The sequence below is a fragment of the Methanosarcina sp. 2.H.T.1A.6 genome, from assembly GCF_000979455.1.
Lineage (GTDB): Archaea > Halobacteriota > Methanosarcinia > Methanosarcinales > Methanosarcinaceae > Methanosarcina.
The window spans coordinates 43,047-64,406 of sequence record NZ_JJOY01000024.1; the positions used below are offsets into that span (position 1 = coordinate 43,047).

15 protein-coding genes are annotated in these 21,360 nt (G+C 41.0%); 9 read left to right on the forward strand and 6 right to left on the reverse strand.

Going from position 1 to position 21,360, the window contains the following annotated elements:
- The first annotated feature begins 8 nt into the window (after positions 1-8).
- Positions 9-1,190, forward strand: coding sequence for an FprA family A-type flavoprotein (locus EO98_RS06180; RefSeq protein ID WP_048139376.1), 1,182 nt, complete (start codon positions 9-11; stop codon positions 1,188-1,190).
- 118 nt (positions 1,191-1,308) lie between these two features.
- Here EO98_RS06180 and EO98_RS06185 read toward each other — a convergent pair whose 3' ends face one another.
- Positions 1,309-2,184, reverse strand: a complete 876-nt coding sequence (locus tag EO98_RS06185; protein WP_048139374.1) for a hypothetical protein — start codon at positions 2,182-2,184, stop codon at positions 1,309-1,311.
- A 383-nt stretch (positions 2,185-2,567) separates the two neighbouring features.
- Here EO98_RS06185 and EO98_RS06190 point away from each other — a divergent pair, with 383 nt between their 5' ends.
- Entirely contained in the window at positions 2,568-3,863 is a 1,296-nt protein-coding gene (locus tag EO98_RS06190; protein ID WP_048139372.1) for an APC family permease, read from the forward strand.
- Between the two features lie 651 nt (positions 3,864-4,514).
- The gene (locus EO98_RS06195) at positions 4,515-5,687 is read left to right on the forward strand and encodes a type III PLP-dependent enzyme (RefSeq protein ID WP_048133467.1); all 1,173 of its coding nucleotides are present in this window, start codon (positions 4,515-4,517) and stop codon (positions 5,685-5,687) included.
- A 971-nt stretch (positions 5,688-6,658) separates the two neighbouring features.
- Here the strand turns inward: EO98_RS06195 and EO98_RS06200 are convergent.
- On the reverse strand, positions 6,659-7,402 hold the full coding sequence (locus EO98_RS06200) for a carbonic anhydrase (protein ID WP_048139370.1): 744 nt from the start codon (positions 7,400-7,402) through the stop codon (positions 6,659-6,661).
- Between the two features lie 207 nt (positions 7,403-7,609).
- Between EO98_RS06200 and EO98_RS06205 the strand changes: the two genes are divergently transcribed.
- Complete coding sequence (locus tag EO98_RS06205) at positions 7,610-8,308, forward strand: hypothetical protein (RefSeq protein WP_048139368.1); 699 nt, start codon at positions 7,610-7,612, stop codon at positions 8,306-8,308.
- A 418-nt stretch (positions 8,309-8,726) separates the two neighbouring features.
- Complete coding sequence (locus EO98_RS06210) at positions 8,727-10,100, forward strand: HEAT repeat domain-containing protein (protein ID WP_048139366.1); 1,374 nt, start codon at positions 8,727-8,729, stop codon at positions 10,098-10,100.
- Between the two features lie 253 nt (positions 10,101-10,353).
- On the opposite strand, the gene EO98_RS06215 is transcribed toward EO98_RS06210, so the two are convergent.
- Complete coding sequence (locus tag EO98_RS06215) at positions 10,354-12,462, reverse strand: CHASE4 domain-containing protein (RefSeq protein ID WP_235283542.1); 2,109 nt, start codon at positions 12,460-12,462, stop codon at positions 10,354-10,356.
- Positions 12,463-13,303: 841 nt separating this feature from the next.
- Here EO98_RS06215 and EO98_RS06225 point away from each other — a divergent pair.
- The gene (locus tag EO98_RS06225) at positions 13,304-13,981 is read left to right on the forward strand and encodes a YkgJ family cysteine cluster protein (RefSeq protein ID WP_235283541.1); all 678 of its coding nucleotides are present in this window, start codon (positions 13,304-13,306) and stop codon (positions 13,979-13,981) included.
- A gap of 211 nt (positions 13,982-14,192) precedes the next feature.
- On the opposite strand, the gene EO98_RS06230 is transcribed toward EO98_RS06225, so the two are convergent.
- Positions 14,193-16,406 carry a CHASE4 domain-containing protein gene (locus tag EO98_RS06230; protein ID WP_048139359.1) on the reverse strand — a complete coding sequence of 738 codons (2,214 nt, stop codon included), beginning with the start codon at positions 16,404-16,406 and terminating at the stop codon, positions 14,193-14,195.
- A 266-nt stretch (positions 16,407-16,672) separates the two neighbouring features.
- On the opposite strand from EO98_RS06230, the gene EO98_RS06235 reads away from it, so the two are divergent.
- Positions 16,673-17,134 (forward strand): hypothetical protein, encoded by a 462-nt coding sequence (locus EO98_RS06235; protein ID WP_048139357.1) that lies wholly within the window; start codon positions 16,673-16,675, stop codon positions 17,132-17,134.
- Positions 17,135-17,384: 250 nt separating this feature from the next.
- Here the strand turns inward: EO98_RS06235 and EO98_RS06240 are convergent, their stop codons facing one another.
- Positions 17,385-18,341, reverse strand: a complete 957-nt coding sequence (locus EO98_RS06240; RefSeq protein WP_048139354.1) for a bile acid:sodium symporter family protein — start codon at positions 18,339-18,341, stop codon at positions 17,385-17,387.
- A gap of 286 nt (positions 18,342-18,627) precedes the next feature.
- On the opposite strand from EO98_RS06240, the gene EO98_RS06245 reads away from it, so the two are divergent.
- Together EO98_RS06245 and EO98_RS06250 are read left to right on the forward strand one after the other, a co-directional pair.
- On the forward strand, positions 18,628-19,329 hold the full coding sequence (locus EO98_RS06245) for a S4 domain-containing protein (RefSeq protein ID WP_048139352.1): 702 nt from the start codon (positions 18,628-18,630) through the stop codon (positions 19,327-19,329).
- A complete protein-coding gene (locus EO98_RS06250; protein WP_048139350.1) occupies positions 19,319-19,972 on the forward strand; it encodes a DUF2119 domain-containing protein in 654 nt (217 codons plus the stop codon). Before EO98_RS06245 ends, EO98_RS06250 begins: the two co-directional genes overlap by 11 nt.
- Before the next feature lie 206 nt (positions 19,973-20,178).
- Here the strand turns inward: EO98_RS06250 and EO98_RS06255 are convergent, their stop codons facing one another.
- The gene (locus tag EO98_RS06255) at positions 20,179-20,913 is read right to left on the reverse strand and encodes a hypothetical protein (protein WP_156161040.1); all 735 of its coding nucleotides are present in this window, start codon (positions 20,911-20,913) and stop codon (positions 20,179-20,181) included.
- Positions 20,914-21,360: the final 447 nt, after the last annotated feature.

Below are 21,360 nucleotides of genomic sequence, written 5' to 3' on the forward strand. Positions count from 1 at the left end.
GGAAAAGTATGGAAACTTATAATATTCCAGAGATTGCGAGGAATGTTTTCGGTGTCGGGTCAAAAGACTGGAACCGCAGGATGTTCGATTCATTAATTCCTCTTCCAGAGGGTACCAGCTACAATTCTTATCTCGTAAAAGGCGAGAAGAAAACAGCCCTCATAGATACCGTGAATCCGGGTTTTGAAGAGGAATTAGAGGTAAAAATCAATATGGTCTCGGACCTGGAAAAACTTGATTACCTGATAATGAACCATGCCGAACCGGATCATGCCAATGCAATTCGATTTATCCTTGAAAAAGCTCCTGATGCCCTTTTTGTAACAACTGAGAAAGGAGTAAAGATGGCCAGGCTCTACCATGAGCTGCCTGAAGCCCGGATCAAAATCGTTGCTGAAGGAGACAGTCTTGATCTGGGAGGAAAGACCCTTCGTTTCATAGAAGCACCCTGGCTCCACTGGCCTGAAACTATGTTCACATACCTGCCTGAAGACAAAATCCTTTTCCCATGCGACTTTTTTGGAGCCCATACAGCCCAAGGAGTTTATGATGAAGATATAGAGGACCTCATTCCTTTTGCAAAACGCTACTACGGCGAAATTATGATGCCTTTCGGGAAAATGGGGGCAAAGGCTCTTGAAAAAATAAAGGATCTGGATATCGAGATTATTGCCCCCAGCCACGGACCTATTTACAAAAACCCGAAGAGAATTATGGATCCATATGCGAAATGGACTGCAGGAAAAACCGAGAATAAAGCCCTTATTGTTTATGTGAGCATGTGGGGCTCAACTAGAGAGATGATCCGGACAATTGCAGAAACCCTGCTAAAAGAAGGAGTGGATGTCAGGATGTATGATCTTGCAGTCTCGGATATAGGAGATGTTGCAAGAGAACTGGTTGATTCCCGTGCTCTTATCCTTGGAGCGCCGACAGTTCTTGGAGGTATGCACCCGATTGCCCTTTACGGCACGTCTCTGGTAAAAGCTCTCAACCCACCGGCAAAGTATGGGGTTGTACTCGGGTCCTTTGGCTGGGGTGGAGGGGCGCTGAAGCAGGCAGGAGAAATTCTGGCTCCTTTGAAAATGGAGATTGTAGGAACCCTTCAGGTGAAAGGCAAAGCTAGCGAAGAAGACTTAAAAAAAGTAGAGGAAATAGGCAGAGAACTGGCTCACAAAATGAAAGCATGACTCCGTGAATTTCAGGAGGAAGAGTTCTGCCTGAAGAATCCTCTCAGGCCTATTATCAGGCTGCTCCACGTCAAACATATACGGTTAATCTGGCTGATAGGTTAATCTGGCTGATAGGTTAATCCGGTTGAGAATCCTTATGTAATTTTTTCAGTAGCATGTGCAAATATCCATAAAGGGAAACGCCTAAAATTGCTCCCCATAAAGGCATGAGGCTTTCGGCTCCTGCCCATCCTCTTAGAGCTGTCAACAAACCTGCACTCAGCAGAGCTGTCAGCTGAGCTGCCTGCATCCGAAGAGGATCTAAAGGAATTCCTGTCATGTCCCCTCCGGATTTTATTTTTCTGGAGCTAAGGACAATGGGAATAAAAAGGAGAGAAACTGTTAGCATGAATAAGCCTGATTGAATAGCCGGAAAAGTGCTTTCTATATTCAGAGAAGTGTTTTCTTGTCCTGCAGCCTTTAAGAAAGCAATTACTGAAACTATAAAGGCCGCTCCTCCAAAGATACGGTTGTGACGATTGGGTGCAGGAAGGAAAGAGTCCAGTAAAAATGCAAGTGAAGTAAATAAACCAAAAATCCAGTTTCCTTGCAGCAAAATCCAGCCTGAAAGCAAAAGTACCGCAAGAGAATCGGAAGTTTTTGAAGGCATCCCGGTACTTCTGTTAACCATACGAATAAGCAGGAGTTCCAGGAAGAGACCAAGCAAAAAAGGAGAAGGGAAAAATAGAAAGCCTGTGCAGCCTAAAAAAGCTGCAAATAAAGCAGAGAGTTCGTTGTCCGGGTCCAGTTCCCTTGCAAACGCCCAGGCAAGAAATACCGCAGCTCCTGCCCTTAAGCCTGAGTACAAAGCTGCAGAAATATCTCTCCCCAGGAAAAATTGAAAACCTGAGATTCCAAAGAGGAAAAGCAGGGTAATTATCACAATCGCCCTGTTTGTGGGATAATCAAGGTCTATTGAGCGAGTAAGTGAACTTAGCCTTTCAACCTTCATTCTTACCTCTGCGAGCTGAACATTTATAACTTTTGAGAAAAGATTTAACTTTTGAGAAAATATATAACTTTTGAGAAAATGTTTAACTTTTGTGTTTATTACCCGAAATTCTGAAATCGAATGTCATCTGTGATATAATTTATGAAGTTAAATATAATTGGGAAAATTATGATTTATGGAAAATAAGGCTTTATATCAAAAATAATTTTCGAGAACATAGCGCATAGAACATAGTGCATAATAGATCTGTTTAGTAGGTCTGGTTATAGGCTTTTCCGGACCTGGTCTTTTCAGCAGGCCCGAGGTTCAATTATTAAGATTACCTTCAGGTCCTGATTTAAAGTTTCAGATAAGGAGTTTTCTTACGAAAAAGGGGTTTTCTTATGGAAAGGGAATCTGAACTAAAAAGGGACCTGAGTTTACCGGAAATTACTCTGGTAGGAATTGGCAATATTCTTGGAGCCGGGATCTATGTGCTGATGGGAAAAGCTGCAGGACTTGCAGGCAATATGGTGTGGTTTTCCTTTCTGTTTGCAGGATTTACTGCTGCACTTTCCGCCCTTAGTTATATGGAGCTTTCTTCAATGTATCCCCGAGCAGGGGCGGAGTATGAATTTGCACGGAGAGCTTTTGGGGAACGTACGGGCCTATTTGTAGGGCTGCTCGTTATCTATTATGTAGCAATTACAGGCTCTGCGGTTGCTCTTGGCTTCGGAAGGTACTTCAGTAACCTTTTCGGGGGTGGAATTATAATAGCGGCAGTAAGCCTGTTTATTGTCCTGAGCTTTATCATGGTTTACGGCATCAAGGAGTCCGCACGGCTGGCTATTCTCATGACTTTTATAGAACTTTCGGGACTTCTAATTATTATTTACGTGGGAATTCCTTATCTTGGTACGGTAAATTATTTTGAGACTCCGAACCTCTCAGGAGTCTTTGAGGCTTCTGCCCTGATTATTTTTGCATTTCTGGGTTTTGAGGATATTGTGAGATTATCCCAGGAAACAATAGATGCAGAGAAAACAACTCCCAAAGCTTTGCTTATTGCCATCTTCGTCACTGTTTTCCTCTATATTTGTGTGGCAGTAGCTACTGTAAGTGTGCTTGATTTTCGGGTTCTCGGAATTTCAGATATTCCGCTTGCTGATGTTGCGGCGGTCTCTCTTGGGAATAAGGCTTTTATCCTTCTTTCCTGGATCGCGCTTTTTTCCACAACGAACACCGTACTTGTGGTTATGCTTGGAGGATCAAGGATTGTCTACGGCATGGCAGACGCAGGTTCACTTCCTAAAATCTTCGCACGTGTACACCACTTCTTCAAGACTCCCTGGACTGCAATTTTCGGAATTGCATGCTTTTCGAGTCTGTTCATCCTCCTCGGAGACATAACAACGGTAGCAAATATTGCGAATTTCATGATTTTTATTGTCTTTTTTATAGTCAATATTTCCCTCATAAGGCTTCGATACACCGATCCGGAAAGAAAACGCCCTTTTAGAGTGCCGTTCAGCATCGGCCGTTTGCCCCTGTTTCCGGCTCTTGGTGCTCTATCTGCTGTTTTTCTTTTTTCCCAGATCAGTAAAGAAGTCATGGTTTACGGGTTTTTCCTTGCAGGAATAAGCGTACTTATAGTGCTGCTTAAAACCAGAAAAGAATTGGCTGAGATTCCGGCTGGCTGATTTTCTTTAATTCCAGTTATCTTATAGTAAATCTCACAAAAACATAAATATTATTTATACAGTTGATTCAAACAAAGGCATTTGAGCTAATTATAAAAAACCAAAGTAAAAGATATTTATCTTAATAATGGATTAAAAAAGCCTTAATTTCAATTTAGTCCCCAAAAAAATGTTTTTTTGCTATATTATAGATTAAAATCCGTTCTTCAGGTTTAAACGGCACCTTTATATTTCCGGAACATACAGGTGTTTCTGGAATGTTCTATAAATAGAAATGGGCTTTTAATGCTTTTAATAAGCAAAAAAAACATATATATAGATTTAATTGATTAAAAAAGATTAATTAGGCTTTTTTCCAAGATCTGACGATTTATATTGAATATTTTTTGATTTTAGTTATTATTGGGTCTTTATATTCAACAAGAATTAGTTTTATATACATAAAATCCAATTTGATTCGTTTTATTTCAGGGATTATCTATATTATAAATTATAAGTTTCAAAACTGAAATAAATCCGAAGTATACTAAAAATTTATAAACAGAACTGCCTAAATATAACTAAATAGTTTTTAAACGGATTTGTCACTCAGACCATAATAAAGTTTCAGTTCTGCTTACAAATAATTTCAGGTTAAAAAAGGGAGTAGATATGAGAAAAGAGCCTTATGAGTTCCCGCTGGAGGATTTCATTCCAAGAGAAGACTTTAACAAAATTAAAAAGTTCTCCCGGGATAAAGAAACACCATTTCTGATCATCGATCTTCAGAGAATAGAGCGAAGTTATGACGATCTTGTAGAGCACATGCCTTTTGCAAAAATTCACTATGCTGTAAAGGCCAATCCTATGGATAAGGTAGTGCTCGCTCTGAAGAACAAAGGTTCCAACTTTGATGTTGCAACTGTTTACGAACTTGATCAGTTGCTAAGGCTCGGGGTAGAGCCCGAGAGGATAAGTTATGGAAACACGATCAAAAAAGAAAAGGACATAGGTTATGCCTATGAGAAAGGAGTAAGGCTCTTTGTTACTGATTCAGAAAGTGATTTGAAAAAGTTAGCCCGAAAAGCTCCCGGCTCAAGGGTTTTTTTCAGGATCCTTACAGAAAGTGATGGTGCAGACTGGCCACTTTCTAGAAAATTCGGCTCCCATCCGGACCTGATATACAAACTGATTCTGAAAGCCGAAAAGCTCGGGCTTGAACCTTATGGGCTTTCTTTCCATGTTGGTTCCCAGCAAAGGGATATCGGGCAGTGGGACAATGCAATCTCCAAGTGCAAATACCTTTTTGAAGCAGTGGCCGAAAAAGGAATTCAGCTGAAAATGATTAACCTCGGTGGAGGCTTCCCCGCAAAATATCAGGCTCAGGCCCACGACCTTGAGACTTATGCCAGTGAAATCCGCCGCTTTTTGCATGACGACTTCGGAGAAGAGCTTCCTGAAATAATTATCGAGCCAGGGCGTTCTCTGGTTGCCGATGCTGGCATAATCGTAAGTGAAGTCGTTATGATCTCCCTGAAAGCCAGGTTCAACCAGTACAAGTGGGTTTATCTTGATATCGGAAAGTTCGGCGGCCTTATTGAGACCCTTGACGAATGCATCAAATACCCCATTTTCTGTGATAAAAAAGGATGTGCAGAAGAGGTCATCCTTGCAGGCCCCACCTGCGACAGCATGGATATCCTCTATGAGCACCATAAGTATTCATTCCCTCACACTATGAGAGAAGGTAACCGTGTATATATCTTCACTACCGGAGCTTACACCCAGAGTTACTGTTCCGTGAATTTCAACGGCTTTCCACCTCTCAAAGCCTACATTATTTAAAGGGCAGATGCCCTTACTATTTTTTGTTTTTCGACTGACCGCCAGGTAAGTTAGCGGAGGCGCTTATATTTACCTGTGGGTTAAGATGTGGTTCAGGAGTCTAAAAATAGGTACTCAGGCCACCTGGGGACGTTTCCGGCATTAAGTTTCTTTTAATAGCATAAAGGAAGTGGGAAACTGATATTATGTGGAATAACAGATTGTTGGATTGATGTTTTATCAAACAAACTACAATCTGGTTATCAGATGACGTAAGTGCTGTAAATGATATCTATATAAATACTTTTTTATTATATTTAGGTTAAAATATTCAACACCGTTGAAAGTTTAATCGCAAAGAAAATATATGGTCAATTTGAAAATTTGAACTAAAAAAGGTTTTTCGGGTCGGTGATGATATATATTACCGCATCGTTATAAAAGATAATAGATTGAGAGTAATAGGGTTTCTTCTCAATCTAGGGTTGGATCGCAGGTAGGGATCTCGAGAATAGGGACTCGAACCCTACCGTCTACTTCTAAACAAATAATTAATTTTAAACAAAATTCTCAAAAGACCTTTACTTCCGAATTAATTTTCAGTAAGACTTGCTCTTTTTTATAATGTATTTATTTTAAATAAACCTTATGACCGTTCCTAAATGTCTAAATTTCTAAATTTATTATATATTGTGCTCATCAGGTATGCGCGATAACACATATGCGTGGTCTTTTGCCAGGTTTTAAAATTGCCTTTTCTTGTTGAAACAATAAGTCCAGAACTCTTGCGAGAAAAAGACCGCAAAATAGTGAGTTTGCCCGAAAGAAGGAAAAGGCAGGTAGTTCCGGGCAAAGAAAATAAAGATTCGGTAAAGGTTTTTTTAGTTAAAAGACCATTGAATTTTTTGAACTTTAATCTCCTGCATATTTCCTTTTCCATATGCTCTGTTTATTATTCTACTTTAACGGTTTCTACTTTAACAGTAGTGTTGTTATGCGTTGTATCCCTCAGCCAGGTTGACATTTACATATACTACGGCTTCATTAGTGTGCCTGTAGGCATAGTCATCCGTAATTTCGGGCAGCCGGTCTGCTTCAGCCTGAGAGGTTACTACAGTACCTGCAGAGATGTATCTGCCATCAGGGATAGTTACACCAATTGCTACTGATGTCGGTTCAAGCACACAGTTGTTTCCTACCTTAGCCTTGAAAACGAAGGCCTGCATGCCAATGAATGTGTCGTTTCCAACATAGGCAGGGCCGTGGATCTGGGACTGGTGGGCAAGAGAAACCCTTTCCCCAACGTAAACTGCGTATTTTTTACCGTCAACCTCAACCAGATTCTTTTCCACAGGCTCGCCTTCCTCATCAATCGTCTCAAGGGCATGGAGCACAACTCCGTCCTGGATATTGGTCTCGTCTCCAACAAAAATCGGCATGCCTTCATCGCTCCGGACTGAAGCCATCGGGGAAACCATTACACTGGCACCTATTGTTACATCACCTATTACTGCTGCCTGGGGGTAGATGTAGGCAGTCGGATCAATAATTGGTTCGGTTGGTTCGGGATTCCAGGGAGTCACAGGATTTGCCTGGATGTTCGAAACCTCGCTCTCAACCTCTGCTTCCACACTTTCGCCTTCTTCTATTTCTCCGCCCTGCGAGACACACCCGCTTACAGCGAGGGTGAGTGCCAGGGATAGAAGAAGAGCCATAAAGATCCTGTTAAGTTTCATAGAAGTCCTCCAATAACAGCGTGAAGATTGTAAATTATTTAGGCATTTCTATTTTTATTTAAAAAAAGTTAAAAAATAAAAGTAAAAATATTTTACTATGGAAACCGGATGTGCAAATATTTTCAAAATGAGTTATCAGTAAGCTCAATTTATCAGGGTCTTTATCAAATCCAAAAAACCTTATATTTAAAAGATATAGAGGATGTTATGGAGGCTGTGCTTCAAGTTCCCTGGAAATTAATAGTTTCCGACCTGCCTGTATTTTCGGTGCTTGCAGTCTGGAATTTGTTTGTTCTCCTTGTTCTCTCAAAAAAAGTGTACGAATATTCTCTAAAAAAGGGAAGGTCAATCAATTCTTCAATATACTTTTCCAGAAAAGCAATCCATTTTCTAGCAGGCGGGTCGACGGCAATGCTGCTCCCCTTTGTTGCTCACGAACCTATCCTGCCGGCAGTGATGGCTTTAGGGCTTGCTCTTGCGACATATGTGCCGCATAAACTTAACAGGCGGATGTACTGGTTCCAGGACCCGGAAAACATTTATGATGTGGATTTCACATTGAGCTGGGGATTGATAGTGTTTTTTATCTGGTATATTGACAGGACTTTCTGGCTTGGAGTGATTCCGGTGCTTTTCATGGCATACGGAGACGGGATTACTGGAATAATAAGGAACCTGAAATATAATAAAAGAACAAAAGCCTGGGAAGGGACTGCAGGTATGATCGTGCTGTGCGTAATTATCGGCGCAAAAATGGGGGCGGCAGGAGTTCTTGCAGGAATAGTATGCTCATTCGTGGAAAGAATAGAAAATATGGACGACAATATCACAGTACCTGCAGTTAGCTTATTTATTCTACTCGGAGCTTACTATTATTTTCCTTCATTCACCATTTCTCTCTATTGATGTTTTCAGTATTCTTTACTGAAAGAATCTCCTAAATAATCGTTCCTTATTATCTTTCAATATTATCTTTCCTTATTATCTTTCCTTTCTTGAAAGCCTGATTTGAAAGCCTGTATGTTTTTAAATTATTCAGAATCAACAATCTAAAAGTTCTTATATCTTTGAGTGTAATATATTAAAAAATAGAGTGTGTAAGGGAATAAGCCATATAAAATATTAATAGGGGAATTTGCAGATTTTCATGCTTAAATTAAATGTTCACATAATAGAACTTCAACTTACTAAAGCACTAACTTTATAATAATAACATTGCATAAATAATTATTTTTTTAACGGCTTACAATATATATATTAAAAATAGCCTGAAATTTTTCAAGATTTATAGATGGGTCTTTACATTTATTGGGGATGGAAAGAAATGGATGAGAATACTAAGAATTTGAAAAAGAAGGTAGAACGCTCTGTTTTCGCGGGGAACAGGGCAGCCGCTGCGAAAGAGCTGGGGGAAACCGGAGACCCTGATGCAGTTCCCATTCTACTTAAAGCACTTGAAGACTCCAGCCCGAAGGTAAAAACTGCTGCTGCAGAAGCTCTGGGAACAATTAATGACCCTGATGCGGTACCGGAGCTGACAAAAATGCTTGACGATCCTGAAAGTTCTGTAAAAAAGACTGCAATAATTGCTCTCGGAAAAATAGGCACGCCAGAGGCAGTTTCCGGAATTGTTAAAGGGTTCAGTGATTCGGACAAGTTCGTACAGAAAGAATCGGTAAAAGCTCTGATGAGAATTGGGTCTCCAGAAGCTGTTTCAGGGCTTACGAAAACTTTTGGTTGTTCAGATAGCCCCCTGAAAAAAATCTCAATAATGGCCCTTGGGAAAATAAATACTTATGAAGCAGCCTGCGGGCTTATAAAAGCGCTTGAAGACCCGGATAACAGGGTAAGGCAGCAAGCTGTAGAAACCCTTGGAAAAAGAGGCAATCCGGATGTCCTTACAAATCTAATGGAAACACTGAAGGATTCAAGACAGCCAGTACAGGAGGCGGCATCAGAAGCCCTCCGCAAAATAATAGGTGCATCAGAATCAGTACCCGTTCTTGTAAAGGCACTGGATTCTTCTGACAGAAACGTAAGAAAGGCTTCAATAGAAGCTCTCTGGAAAGTAGGCACACCTGAAGCCGTTTCCGCCCTTTTGAGGGAGATTGATGATTCAGATTGGTATCTGAGAAGCCGGGCTGCGGATGCCCTTGTGGATATCGCTTCCCCTGAAGCCGCTCTGGGCCTTGTTAAAGCCCTTGATATCTATGATGGTCCTGTAAGGAAAATAATAGTAAGTGCCCTTGGGAAAATCGGGACGATTGAAACCGTTAAAGGTCTGGTTAAGGCCCTTGATGACACTGACAACTCGGTCCGGGAGGCTGCAGCTCTGGGACTTGGAAAAACAGGAAAAACAGAAGCTATTCCAGGGCTTTTGAAAGCTCTCCATGATACAAAAAGTACTGTGCAGGAGGCGGCGGCAGCATCACTTGGAGACCTGAAGGCAAAAGAAGCTGTTCCTGAACTGATTAAAGTCCTTGAAGACCCTGAGGCTTTGATACATAAAGCGGTAATCTCTGCACTCGAAAAAATAGGCACGCCTGAAGCAATTTCAGGTCTTGCAAGAGCACTTGAGAATCCTGACACTGCCGTAAGAAAAGCTGCATCAAAGGCTCTCGAAAAAGTTGAGAAATCAGGCATTGCACTGGAAAAAGTAAAAAGCATCGGAAATTCAAGCTTCGAGGTTTCGGAATAAGGCACCTGAACAGATTACAATATGGAAATATTTTTCAGGTTAAAGATTTTTAATCAAAGTTGCGCTGGCGCACCCCGCAGCAAGCAACGGGGTATTCGACGGAAAATAAACATAAAAATTTGAAAATTCTCATAGATCTCGCCTATCCCTCTTTTAATTAATTACATAATTTGAGATAGCCGCAAACCTATAAGCAATTTAGCCGGAAAATAAGTCAAAACTATGAAATAATATATATAAGTGTCAGAGGGATTTAGAGCTTACAAATCAGCTTTTCCCCGTTCAGGGGAATCGAAAAACCGAAGGTACTCCCTTTTCCGGCTTCACTTTCAAACCAGACACTGCCGCCGTGGAGCTGCACAATTTCTTTTATAAGGGCAAGACCAAGTCCGGTTCCCTGATATTTTTTAGATGAGGAAGAGTCTATCTGGCTAAAAGGCTTGAAAAGTTTGTCGTGGTCAGCTGCCGCAATACCTATTCCTTCATCAGATACGGCTATCTGTATAAAGTCGTTGCTTTGTGTTGCTTTAACTCTTATACACCCGTTTTCATTTGAAAATTTGACTGCATTCGTCATCAGGTTGCTGAGAACCTGCATGATTCTCTCCCTATCTGCAGAAATTCTGGGCAGGTTATTTTCAAGCTCAAATTCTATATTTATTCCTTTGCTGGTGGCAAATGGAAATAGCATATCCCGAACTTCAGCAAGTGCTTCAGCCAGCCAGAAAGTGCTGTAATGCAGTTCAAAGCTCCCTGCTTCTACTTTTGAAAGGTCAAGGATCTCATTAATCAGGCTCAGAAGGTTTTTTCCGCTACTGGAGACATTTCCGACAGCCTTAATCTGTCTTGCATTAAGGTTCCCGTAAACCTTTTCATATAAAAGGTCGGAGAAGCCTATTATTGAATTAAGCGGGGTCCTCAGTTCGTGGCTCATGTTTGCAAGGAACTCGCTCTTGGTATGGTTTGCGACTTCTGCATCCTGTTTTGCACGGAAGAGTTCAAGTTCATATTTCTTCCGTTCCGTAATTTCCACCCCGGTTTCAAGAATTGCAATGGTATCTCCGGTTTCGTTACACACGAGTTTTGACCTGAGAAGCCAGGTCTTTCCCTCAGAAGAGGTAAACTCCTGATCCGTCCAGCCGGGAGCCTGGGGATACCGGGATTTCTGGATAATGTCCTTATCCGCAGCCTGCGGGCTATCAGAGGTCAATTCTTTAGTCTCAACCATTAGCAGATCCTTATTTTTGAGAGCAGCCTCGTTTGCCCAGCGAATATTAAAGTTGGGGTCCCTGAGCACCACTATTTCTTCAAGGGAATCGAGAATAAACTTTTTTTCATACTCCCTGGACTTAAGCTCCTGCTCAGCAAGTCTGATGCTGGAAAGCATTTCGTTGATACCTTTTGAAAGCCTGTGAATCTCATCTTCTCCTTCCATTTCCAGCCGCTTTGATGTGTCTTTTTCTCTTTTTACTTTGTCAAGAAAACTGTCAATAGCAATTAGCCTTGATACAAGGAGACGATCCAGGCTGAACCTGGTCGCAGTTCCCATAACTATCCCGCTGAGCAGCAGTAAACCATAAATATAATTCAGGGTCTTTTTACCCTGTGCGTAGAGTTCACGGGGATAATCAGCTCTCATAATGGCTGCAGGCTCCCCGGTAATATCTCTCAGTATGAAATACCCGGCTACCCTCTCATCTCCAAGAATATTAACAGCATTTCCATTTCCTCTGACAGCCTCATCAAATGCATCCTGAAAGTCCGGGGGCATTTCCTCATTTAAAGTATAGAGAGATAAGGAAGACTGGGTACGCTCTTCAAGAGAGGCGATGTAAGAGTTGTCAATATATTTTCCAAAAATTAGAGTTCCCGCAGAAGGCCCTTCTTCAAGGCTTGCCAGAATGGGGCGGCCAACAATAAGCATCGGTCCCTCTTCAAGCAGTATGACTCCCTGTATATAATCCGTATTTCCCTGGGTCGTGAGAAGCCCACTGTCAATCCCCTCCAGAAGCTCTTTTGGAACCGAAACACTTGTCCTGTTTACCAGGTCTACAGACATTGGATAGACCAGATCTCCAGATTTGTTTACAAACAATATAATATTGAGGTCCAGGTCAAAAAGAGTGACTTCGGGCAGGTTCGACTGTATGTATTCGGGGTTTGAGGTATTAATGAATTCATATGTATCGTCCCAGTAAGCCCAATCCCTTGCGATTCTGTCGATATACAAAGCTTCCCAGGCAATTGTCTGTTCGATTTTCTCCGTATTCTTGATGGTATCCCGGGCTTCAAGATTAGAGAAACTCGATAAAAGGATGGTATGAGATGCAGCTATTAAAAGTACAGTTAACAAAGCAAACATTGTGAATGTAACTATAAACAATTTTTTACTAACATTCATACACATCACCAACAGGCTGCAGGAAGTGAAACCACATACCTGCAACTGGGTAGCATAAAGCTTTGTCCATGACAAAAGTTAAAGTGCAGATATCTGATATAAATATCAACTAAAATTATATATAAATGTTGCTAAGTAGGCCGAAATTTCGGTATAATTCAGGTAGATACTCAAGACCAGTACAGTTATTGGTATCATTTTTATGTTTCAAGAAGAAGAAGAAGTGTGTTTAGACCCTGGAGCTTATGGATAAATACACACATTTAAACTAAATTATGAATTAAGTAAAACTCACCGCCCTGAAAGCATGATTATCTGAAAATCGACAAAAGTCAATATTAAACCATTATATTTTGAGTAAAAATTAGGATGCAGGGCAGAATCCTTAAACTCATATTTTTCCCGAGCATTTATCGAAACTGTAAACTGCATACCTATGCGTATAAAGTCAGATAAAACAAAAGTAATAAACTGCTTTGAAGCTATCCACAATAATTTATTGAGTGCCCTCCTGCCCACAGCCACAGGTATCCTGTATATACCATTTTTGCGACTTGCAGCTTAAACCATAAAAAATTTAGGTTAGCCGGGTAAATTTTTTATACCCAATTTCACATTCATAAATTATAAATCTGTTAATATTTTTAGATGCAAGTTAAACTCGTTATTTCATTTTTTAAGCCTGACGAAAAAAGCTTCCTGAGGCATAGGTGTAAATATGACTTAATAAAAATATGCCCAATATACTCAGTTTTACATGGTCGAGGTTTTTAGATTGAGATTTAAAAAGATACCCATGCATATGTATGAGAACTTTCATAAGATATTTAGTGGGGGTAACCAGAATACTTTTAATATCTGCAGGGAATGCGGAGGAGCTTGCGAGCACAACAAAATAGGAACTCTGCTGCCTGGAGAAAAAGAATATATGGCAAAAAAAATGGGTATCAGTGTTTCCGAATTCAAACTAAGGTATCTGGATATTTTGAAAATGAATGATGGGACTCTTGTTCATGTATTAAAGCTTGGGGAATTATGTCCTTTTTTGAACAAAGAGACAGAAGCATGCGAATGTCGTGATTTCAAACCTGTAATCTGTAAAATATATCCTGTTGTTTTTACGGTTGACGATGGAAAGGTAAATTTCACAATAGATAACTGGTGCCAGTTATCAAGAAAAAAAGTTTGCAGGAACTATTTCAAATCTGCAATCCCCCTTTTGTCCCGTTTTCCTATCCCGGTTGAATGGTTCAACCATGTGGTAAGCTACGATGACCTTTATTTTGATTATGACCAGTTAAGAAAATGCAGAAAAGGAAAAGATCAGTACGCAGTTTTTACTCTGGAAGAACTTTTAAGCCTTCAGAGAGATAGTGTAGAAGCATATAAGGTAGAAGCACGTAAGGTAGAAATGTATAAGATAAAAACAGCAGTTTCAGGTATTGATTTCGGTCAGGAAATTGATGAGCCTACCTTTTAAATAAGAGACTGAAATACTTATGGTTAAGGGCGAAATGGTATATTGAAACGATTTTCAGTCAATTTGGCTTCTATTATATTTTATTCAATTTTACTCAGTTTTACTCAATTTTATTCAATTTTATTCAATTTTATTCAATTTTACTCAATTTTACTCAATTTTATTCAATTTTATTCAATTTTATTCAATTTTATTATTTTTCGGGCTCCTCTTAAAAGTCCTGGTTTTCAGCCGTTTCTGCGCGGGTAAGGGGTTTTATTTCGCCGTTGTCCCCATTTATTTTGTCTCTGTTTATCGGAAGTGTGAAGGCAAAGGTACTTCCTTCCTCGGTCTTGCTGCTGAACCAGACATATCCCCCATGCAGGTTAACAAGCTGTTTAACCAGTGCAAGTCCGAGCCCTGTTCCCTGGAACTTTTTTGAGGAAAAAGTATCTACCTGACTGAAAGGTTTGAAAAGCTTGTTCTGATCCTCAACTTTGATCCCTATTCCATTGTCCTTAACCGTTACTTCTACCAGGTCCCCTTTCTTTTTTGCCTCTATCTTCACAAGTCCATTTTCGTGCGAGAACTTTATAGCATTATCCAGCAGGTTGTACAGGATCTGAACAAAGCGAGCTTCGTCAGCACGGATTGTGGCAAGGTTTTCATCCACCTGGATTTCAACCTCAATCATTTTTTTGTCTGCAATAGGAGATAGCAGATTTTTTATTGAATTAAGTTTACTGGCAAGTTCAAACTCTTTATAATCGAGTTCAAGCTTTCCGGCTTCCACTTTAGAAAGATCAAGGATATCGTTAATAAGATTCAAAAGATGTTTTCCGCTCCTTGAAATATTCCCTACGGCCTTGATCTGTTTTACATTAAGTTCCCCGTAAACCTTTTCGTACAGAAGGTCGGAGAATCCTATGATTGAGTTAAGCGGGGTCCTCAGTTCATGACTCATGTTTGCCAGAAATTCGCTCTTCGTACGGTTTGCGACCTCTGCGATCTGTTTATCCCGGAGGAGCTGCTCGGCTTTCTTGCTTTCCGTAACGTCTCTGCGGGTTTCCATAACCCCTATAATATTTCCATTTTCATCCTCAACGGGAATTGCCTGGAAAAACCAGATCCTTCCGTCTTTTGAAGTAAACTCTCCTGACTTTTTCTCACCTGTCACGAAGACCTGTTCAAGTTGAGGATACTCAACTAACTGGCCGCTTATGTCCGGAGCAGCTTTTAGAAAACTTCCGACTGCCTTTTCCAGGTCCATTTGCATATATTTGAGGGCAGCCTTGTTTGCCCAGATGATTTTCATTTCAGGGTTCACAAAAACGACAAGTTCGTTGAGTGAATCAAGCAGGACTTTCTTTTCACGTTCCTGGGCCTTTACCCCCTGCTCCGCCAGACCGATTTCGTTTAACATCCCGTTTATTTCCCTTGACAGGCGGTAGAGTTCATCGTTGTCTTTGAGAGACAAACGTTTGGATAGGTCTTTTTCCGACCGGACTTTTGTAACGAAATCATCGATTTCTACCAACCTTGAGATAAACAGCCTGTCAAGAGCAAACTTGACCCAGATGCCGGTTAAGAGTCCGGTGAATAGCAAAAATAAATACATATAGTTGAGGGTTCTCTCACCATGCAAATAGAGTTCTCTTGGAAAATCGGCTCTGATGATAAGGGCAGGCTGGCCTGAGATGTCCCTCAACTCAAAATAACCTGCTACCCTCTCTTCACTGAGAGGTTCCACAAGGATCGTGTCAGGAGTTTCCGAAAACTTTTGAAATTCCTCCTGAAAATCGGAAGGCATTTCCTGATCGGTCCTGTACATAGACAGGGAAGAACGGGTAGTGTCTTTGAATGATTCAAGGAGGTAATTGTCAAAAAACCTCCCGAAAATGAGAGTACCCTTCGAAGGCCCTTCGTATTTTGTCGTAAGAATAGGATGGCACGCAATAAACATGGGACCTTCATCTAGCAAAACAATACCGCTTATGGTATCGTTTTCTCCTGTTGTCAGAAGAGTTCCGTTTTCGATCATTTTCAGAAGCCCTGCTGGAACCGGTCTTTCTTCCATAGAATCAATATCCACCGATTTTGTATAGACCACGCTCCCGGACTCATTGATAAAAAGCATTACATTAACTCTAATCCCCGCTAGTGTCTCATTCTGAAGGTCCACATCGATGTACTGCTGGTTCCCGTCTTCGATAAACTGATAGGTATCATCCCAGCAAGCCCAGTCCTGGACGATGTAATCAATATACCCCTGTCGGGTGGAGACTGCATTTTGCACACGCTCTACATTCTCCAAGGTATCAGCCTGCTCAAGCTCTAAAAAGTTTGACAGCTGCATATTATGGGTGAACGTAAACGCAGCCGTAAGGACAGCAAAAATCAAGAGGGTTATTATGAGAACCTTTTTACTGATATCTATTGTTGACACCTCTAGAGACTTGAGATTAAAAAGTAGCTTAAAATTAAAGATATTATAAATATTAAAAAGAGAAGAAAGTATATAAAATTGAGCAAAGTTATTAAATAATTTTAATAAGAAATATATTACTGATATTTATATTTATAAGTATAATGCCACGGAAAAATTAGAAAGAACTTCATTGGTCATCGGTTAAGACACAAAATGCCAGGAATGTGTTATATTCATGAAATTTATGAAAGCCTAAATATGGAAAATCGATCTGCATTATTGTTTTGAGTATCCATTTCGGGCAACCAAACTCCTTAATCGAATATAAATGGAATTTCAGTTTCCCGAAAAAGACAAAACTGTACGGGAACTGGGGAAGAAGTGAAGGGAAAAATGTGCCCGCGGGTTCTTTCATAGTCTACGGGGACTACAACATAGAAACAACATTATCTTATGAATGCAAAAATTACTGCGATGAATACAAAAATTACTGCGACGAATGCAAAAATTACTGCGACAAAAAGACAAGCCCATTAATAATACACTACCAGTCCGCTGAGCCCATAATTCCGGACACGATAAATAACGGAATAACCTTCCGCTGCACGACGATAGCTCCATGGGGTGAAGGGATAACACAGGGAATATCTTACACCCAGACGCTTGAAAACGGAAATGTCCAGGCAAATATCCGAAATGTGCACACTTACCCCGCTTTCGTGCCATCTGTCGTGCATGATATGTAACAACAGTTTCCAGAAGGCCGTGGTTTTCGAAAAGAAAGTGAAGTAAAAAAAAGGAAAAGTGAAGTAAAAAGGAAAAGTGAAGTAAAAAAGGAAAAGTGAAGTAAAAAAGGAAAAGTGAAGTAAAAAAGGAAAAGTGAAGTAGGATAAGATTCCAGGAAATTATTTTGTGGACCCTGGAATCTTTTCTTTGATTTCCAACCTTTGTTCGTTTCTACTTTTGCAAAACCCATTTAGGTTTTACCCCAATTTCTTAATGTATATGCCCGCTAATTCTGGGCATCTCACTTTTATCGGCATCAGGCACACTGGTTTTTGACCAGTGTCCTGCAAGGAAAGCTCCGGACAGGTTGTGCCAGATGCTGAATATTGCACCCGGAAGCGCTGCCGCAGCAGTGAAATGTTTTATCGCAAGAGCAACACTTAGGCCCGAGTTCTGCATTCCGACCTCAATTGCCAGGGTCCTTGCTTCTTTTTCGCTGAGCTTGAAAGCCTTTGCGACCCCGTAGCCGCCTGCAAGGCCCAGCCCATTATGCAGGACCACTGCAACAAGGACCAGAAGGCCGCTTTGTTCAAGGTTTTCGCTGTTTGTCCCTATGATTATGGCAATGATAACAACGATTGCGAGAGCTGAAACTGCCGGAAAGACATCCCTGACTGCTGTTATCCTTTTTTCAAAGAAATAATTGATTGAAAGTCCGAGCACTACAGGCACAATAACAATATTTACAACGCTTACAAGCATGCCCATGACATCCACATCCACAGACTGCCCGATAAAGAGCCAGGTAAGGAAGGGAGTTGCGAGAAAGGCAACCATTGTAGAGACAGATGTGAGTACTATAGAGAGTGCAACATCCCCTTTTGCAAGGTAGCAGATCACATTTGAAGCCGTACCGCCGGGACAGCAGCCAAGCAGGATTACACCCGCCATAAGATCGGCAGGAAGCTTTAAAGCCAGGCAGACTATCCACGCTGCCAGAGGCATAAGGGTGTACTGCATCAGGGTACCCAGCAAGACCACATAAGGCCTTTTCAGGACTGCAAGGAAACTGTCCACTGACAGTGTGACTCCCATTCCGAGCATGATAAGGCTCAAAAGGGGTACAATGAAGCCTTTATAGGGGACAAAATATTCCGGGTATACATAGGCTACTGCGGATAAAAGAACCGCCCAGATAGGAAATAAGGATGTGAACTTTTTAAACATTTTTTAGTACACCAGCTCTTCAAATTGACACTTTAGTCATTAAATAAACTGAGATTGTCATTTAAATATATGTCTATTTATTCCCAATAAATAATAAAGCTGTAATTAATTTTGAAATAGTAACAACGATACACAATGTATATTTTTGGCAGACCTGAAAATAGAAGCTTCACTCATTTCAACTGCCACCAGTTAACTTTCATCCTGTTAAAAGCTCAGGGTACCAAGAATTTCTCGAATGCCCACTTGCTACTTATATATACAGGCTCTGCCGATACAATCCCCCATGAGACTGGATTCATACCTTGTAGATATGGGACATTTCAAATCAAGGGGACGAGCCAAGACTGCCATTCATGAAGGAAACGTTAAAGTTAACGGCACTGTGGTAACAAAAGTTTCCAGGGATGTCTCAATTGATGATGTAATAGAAGTTGCCGAAGGCCTGGACCAGCCACAGGGCTACTTCAAACTCCGGTTTATTCAGGAAGAAAGCGGAGTCCTTAAACCCGAGGACAGAGTTCTTGACCTGGGATCGAGTGCAGGCGGTTTTCTCCTTTTTGCGTCAGAGATTGTAGACCATATAAAAGGCATAGAGTTCAGCCGGGATTTCAGAAGCGAGCTTGGAAAAATTGCATATGAGCGGGAAAACGTTGAGGTAATATTCGGGGATGTTTTCACCATACCTCTTAAAGAGCTCTCTGAGGAGCCTGTGGATGTTATTCTCTCAGACATGACTCTTGAGCCTGAAAACTCAATCAAAGCTCTTGCCAGAGTGCTCCCTCTCCTGAAAGAAGGGGGAAGGCTGCTCCAGGTAATAAAAACCGGAAAGAAGAAAAATCCGAGGCCAGTCCTGAGCAAGATTGAGAACCTAGGGCTTGAAATCCAGCAGGTCATCAATTCCGAAAAGCAGGAGGTTTACGTGGTTGCAAGAAAACTTCTGCCTGAAGAAAAAGAGTCCAGAGGAATTCAAACGGATGAAAGCTGATGAAAAAGCAGGCTTCTCTCCGAATAAGCACAACTGTACGGACAAGTACGCTAACGAGACCGGACTAAGGGTCTATGGGCATGGAAAACCTGTTCGCCTCTTTGCTGCAGGGCTGCATGGAGATGAATGGAGGGACACAACGGAAATCCTGATGAAAATAGAGCCTCCTGAAAAAGGCACCCTTGCGTTGATCCCTCTTGTCAAAAGGGGAGAATATACTTCAACTCTGGACCCGGCTTACTATCAGGTAATGGGGCTAAGTATACTCGAAGCCATTGAAGACCTGAACCCTGAAATTTACATTGAGCTCCATTCCTATTCCAGAGAAAACCTTGAAAAACTTGCAGGCAGGGACAGGCTGGAAAGGACCGGAGTACCTGCCTACAGCGTCCTGAAAGCTGGGGTATTATTGGGTTCGGTTTCTCCCTGGATTCGAAGAAAGTATTTTCCAAAAGAAGCCCTATGCCTCTCTTTTGAGGTCCAGAAAGGAAACCCCGGGTCAAGGGAGTTTGTTGCCAGCATGCTTGAAGTCCTCAAAGAAACTGAGTCAAGGGATGAGTTCGTTGAATACCTGAGAAAAGAATTTCCTGAACAGGCAAGAAAAGCTATCGAAGATTACCGGCGCTTTTATGGGGAAATCTGAGAGCTTGCCTGCTGAGATATAGATAAAAAAGGAGACTTCCCTCCTGAAAAGGGAGTCTTAAAGCATGGGAAGTGCATATTGAAATAGTAAGATATTGAAATAGTAAGATATTGAAATAGTAAGATATTGAAATAGTAAGATATTGAAATAGTAAGATATTGAAATAGTAAGATATTGAAAAGAGTGATTATATAAAAAATGAGTATTTACCCATACCGCAGTAAGGCATTCAGTTCCGAGTCTGTTTTAAGGAACGCCTGCTCTTTTTCATGAAATGTGCGTTGAGCGACGTCAATCCCGCTTTTCATGGCGATCTGTTCGGACTGGCTTGCGTTATTGTACGTATTTATAAGTTCGTTATAATAGGATCTTTCGGCCTCATAGTCAAGAGCCTTTATTTTCCAGTCCCTGTATAGGGAAAGGAAATCTCTATAGTTCCCCGGGTTACTGAAGGTCAGTCCCTGGTAGTACATCTCGTTTTCATCACTATATACAATATACCCACCAGTACATTCTACGGCTAACCATGAACCCGGAGAAACTTCAGCCAGAACCCATGCATGATTGAAGCCGTCAATGGTGCTCGAGTTCGACACATTATATGTACGGCCAGGAACTTCAATCTCCCCAAGTTTCCCGGAATCAGGGCTTTTATGGACAGTTTTCCCATTTGCAATTCTACTGTCGCCTGCAGATTCAAAATTTCCGACTGCTATTCTTGAGTTAATGCCTTTTGCCTTTAACATGTTCCAGACATCCTGGGCCATGTTATCACAGTCATAAACATCATCTTTTGAATATGTGTGGCTACTGGAATACTCGGTTGCTATTTGTTCGCATAACCGGATATTTTTATCAGTCTGTATCCGGTCCTGTGATATAGGACTGTTTGCACCGGGATATTCATTAGAGCCAAGGGCAAAAGTTGAATATGCAGTCAATAAGGTTCCTAAAATACAAATTAAAGCCACAATCCAGATCCCTTTAAAAATACACCTGTGGATGGGTATTTTATGGTTATTAAAAGAGAAGAATACTGTTTGAGTAAAATCGAGTTCTCGAGAAGTAGAGGTTTCGGACTCGAAATCCTTCATCTCAGGTTCAGAACTCTCTATATCAGGTTTGTTTTTAATTCTCTTTCCGCAACCTGAACAAAAAAAGTCTTCCGGATCTACTTTTAATCCGCAGTTATTGCAGTACACCTTCCACTACCTCTTAGGGGGGTTATCTTATACTCTTCAGGGGTTATTTTATAATTTTAAAGGAGCTTAAGGTCTCAGAACCTGTTAAGTGAAAAATGAAGCTTGACCAGCCAGCTCAAACTATTTTTCCCAAAAGTCCGTTCAGGAGCCAATTTTTTGGACTCAGGTGACTAAGGGTCAGGTAAC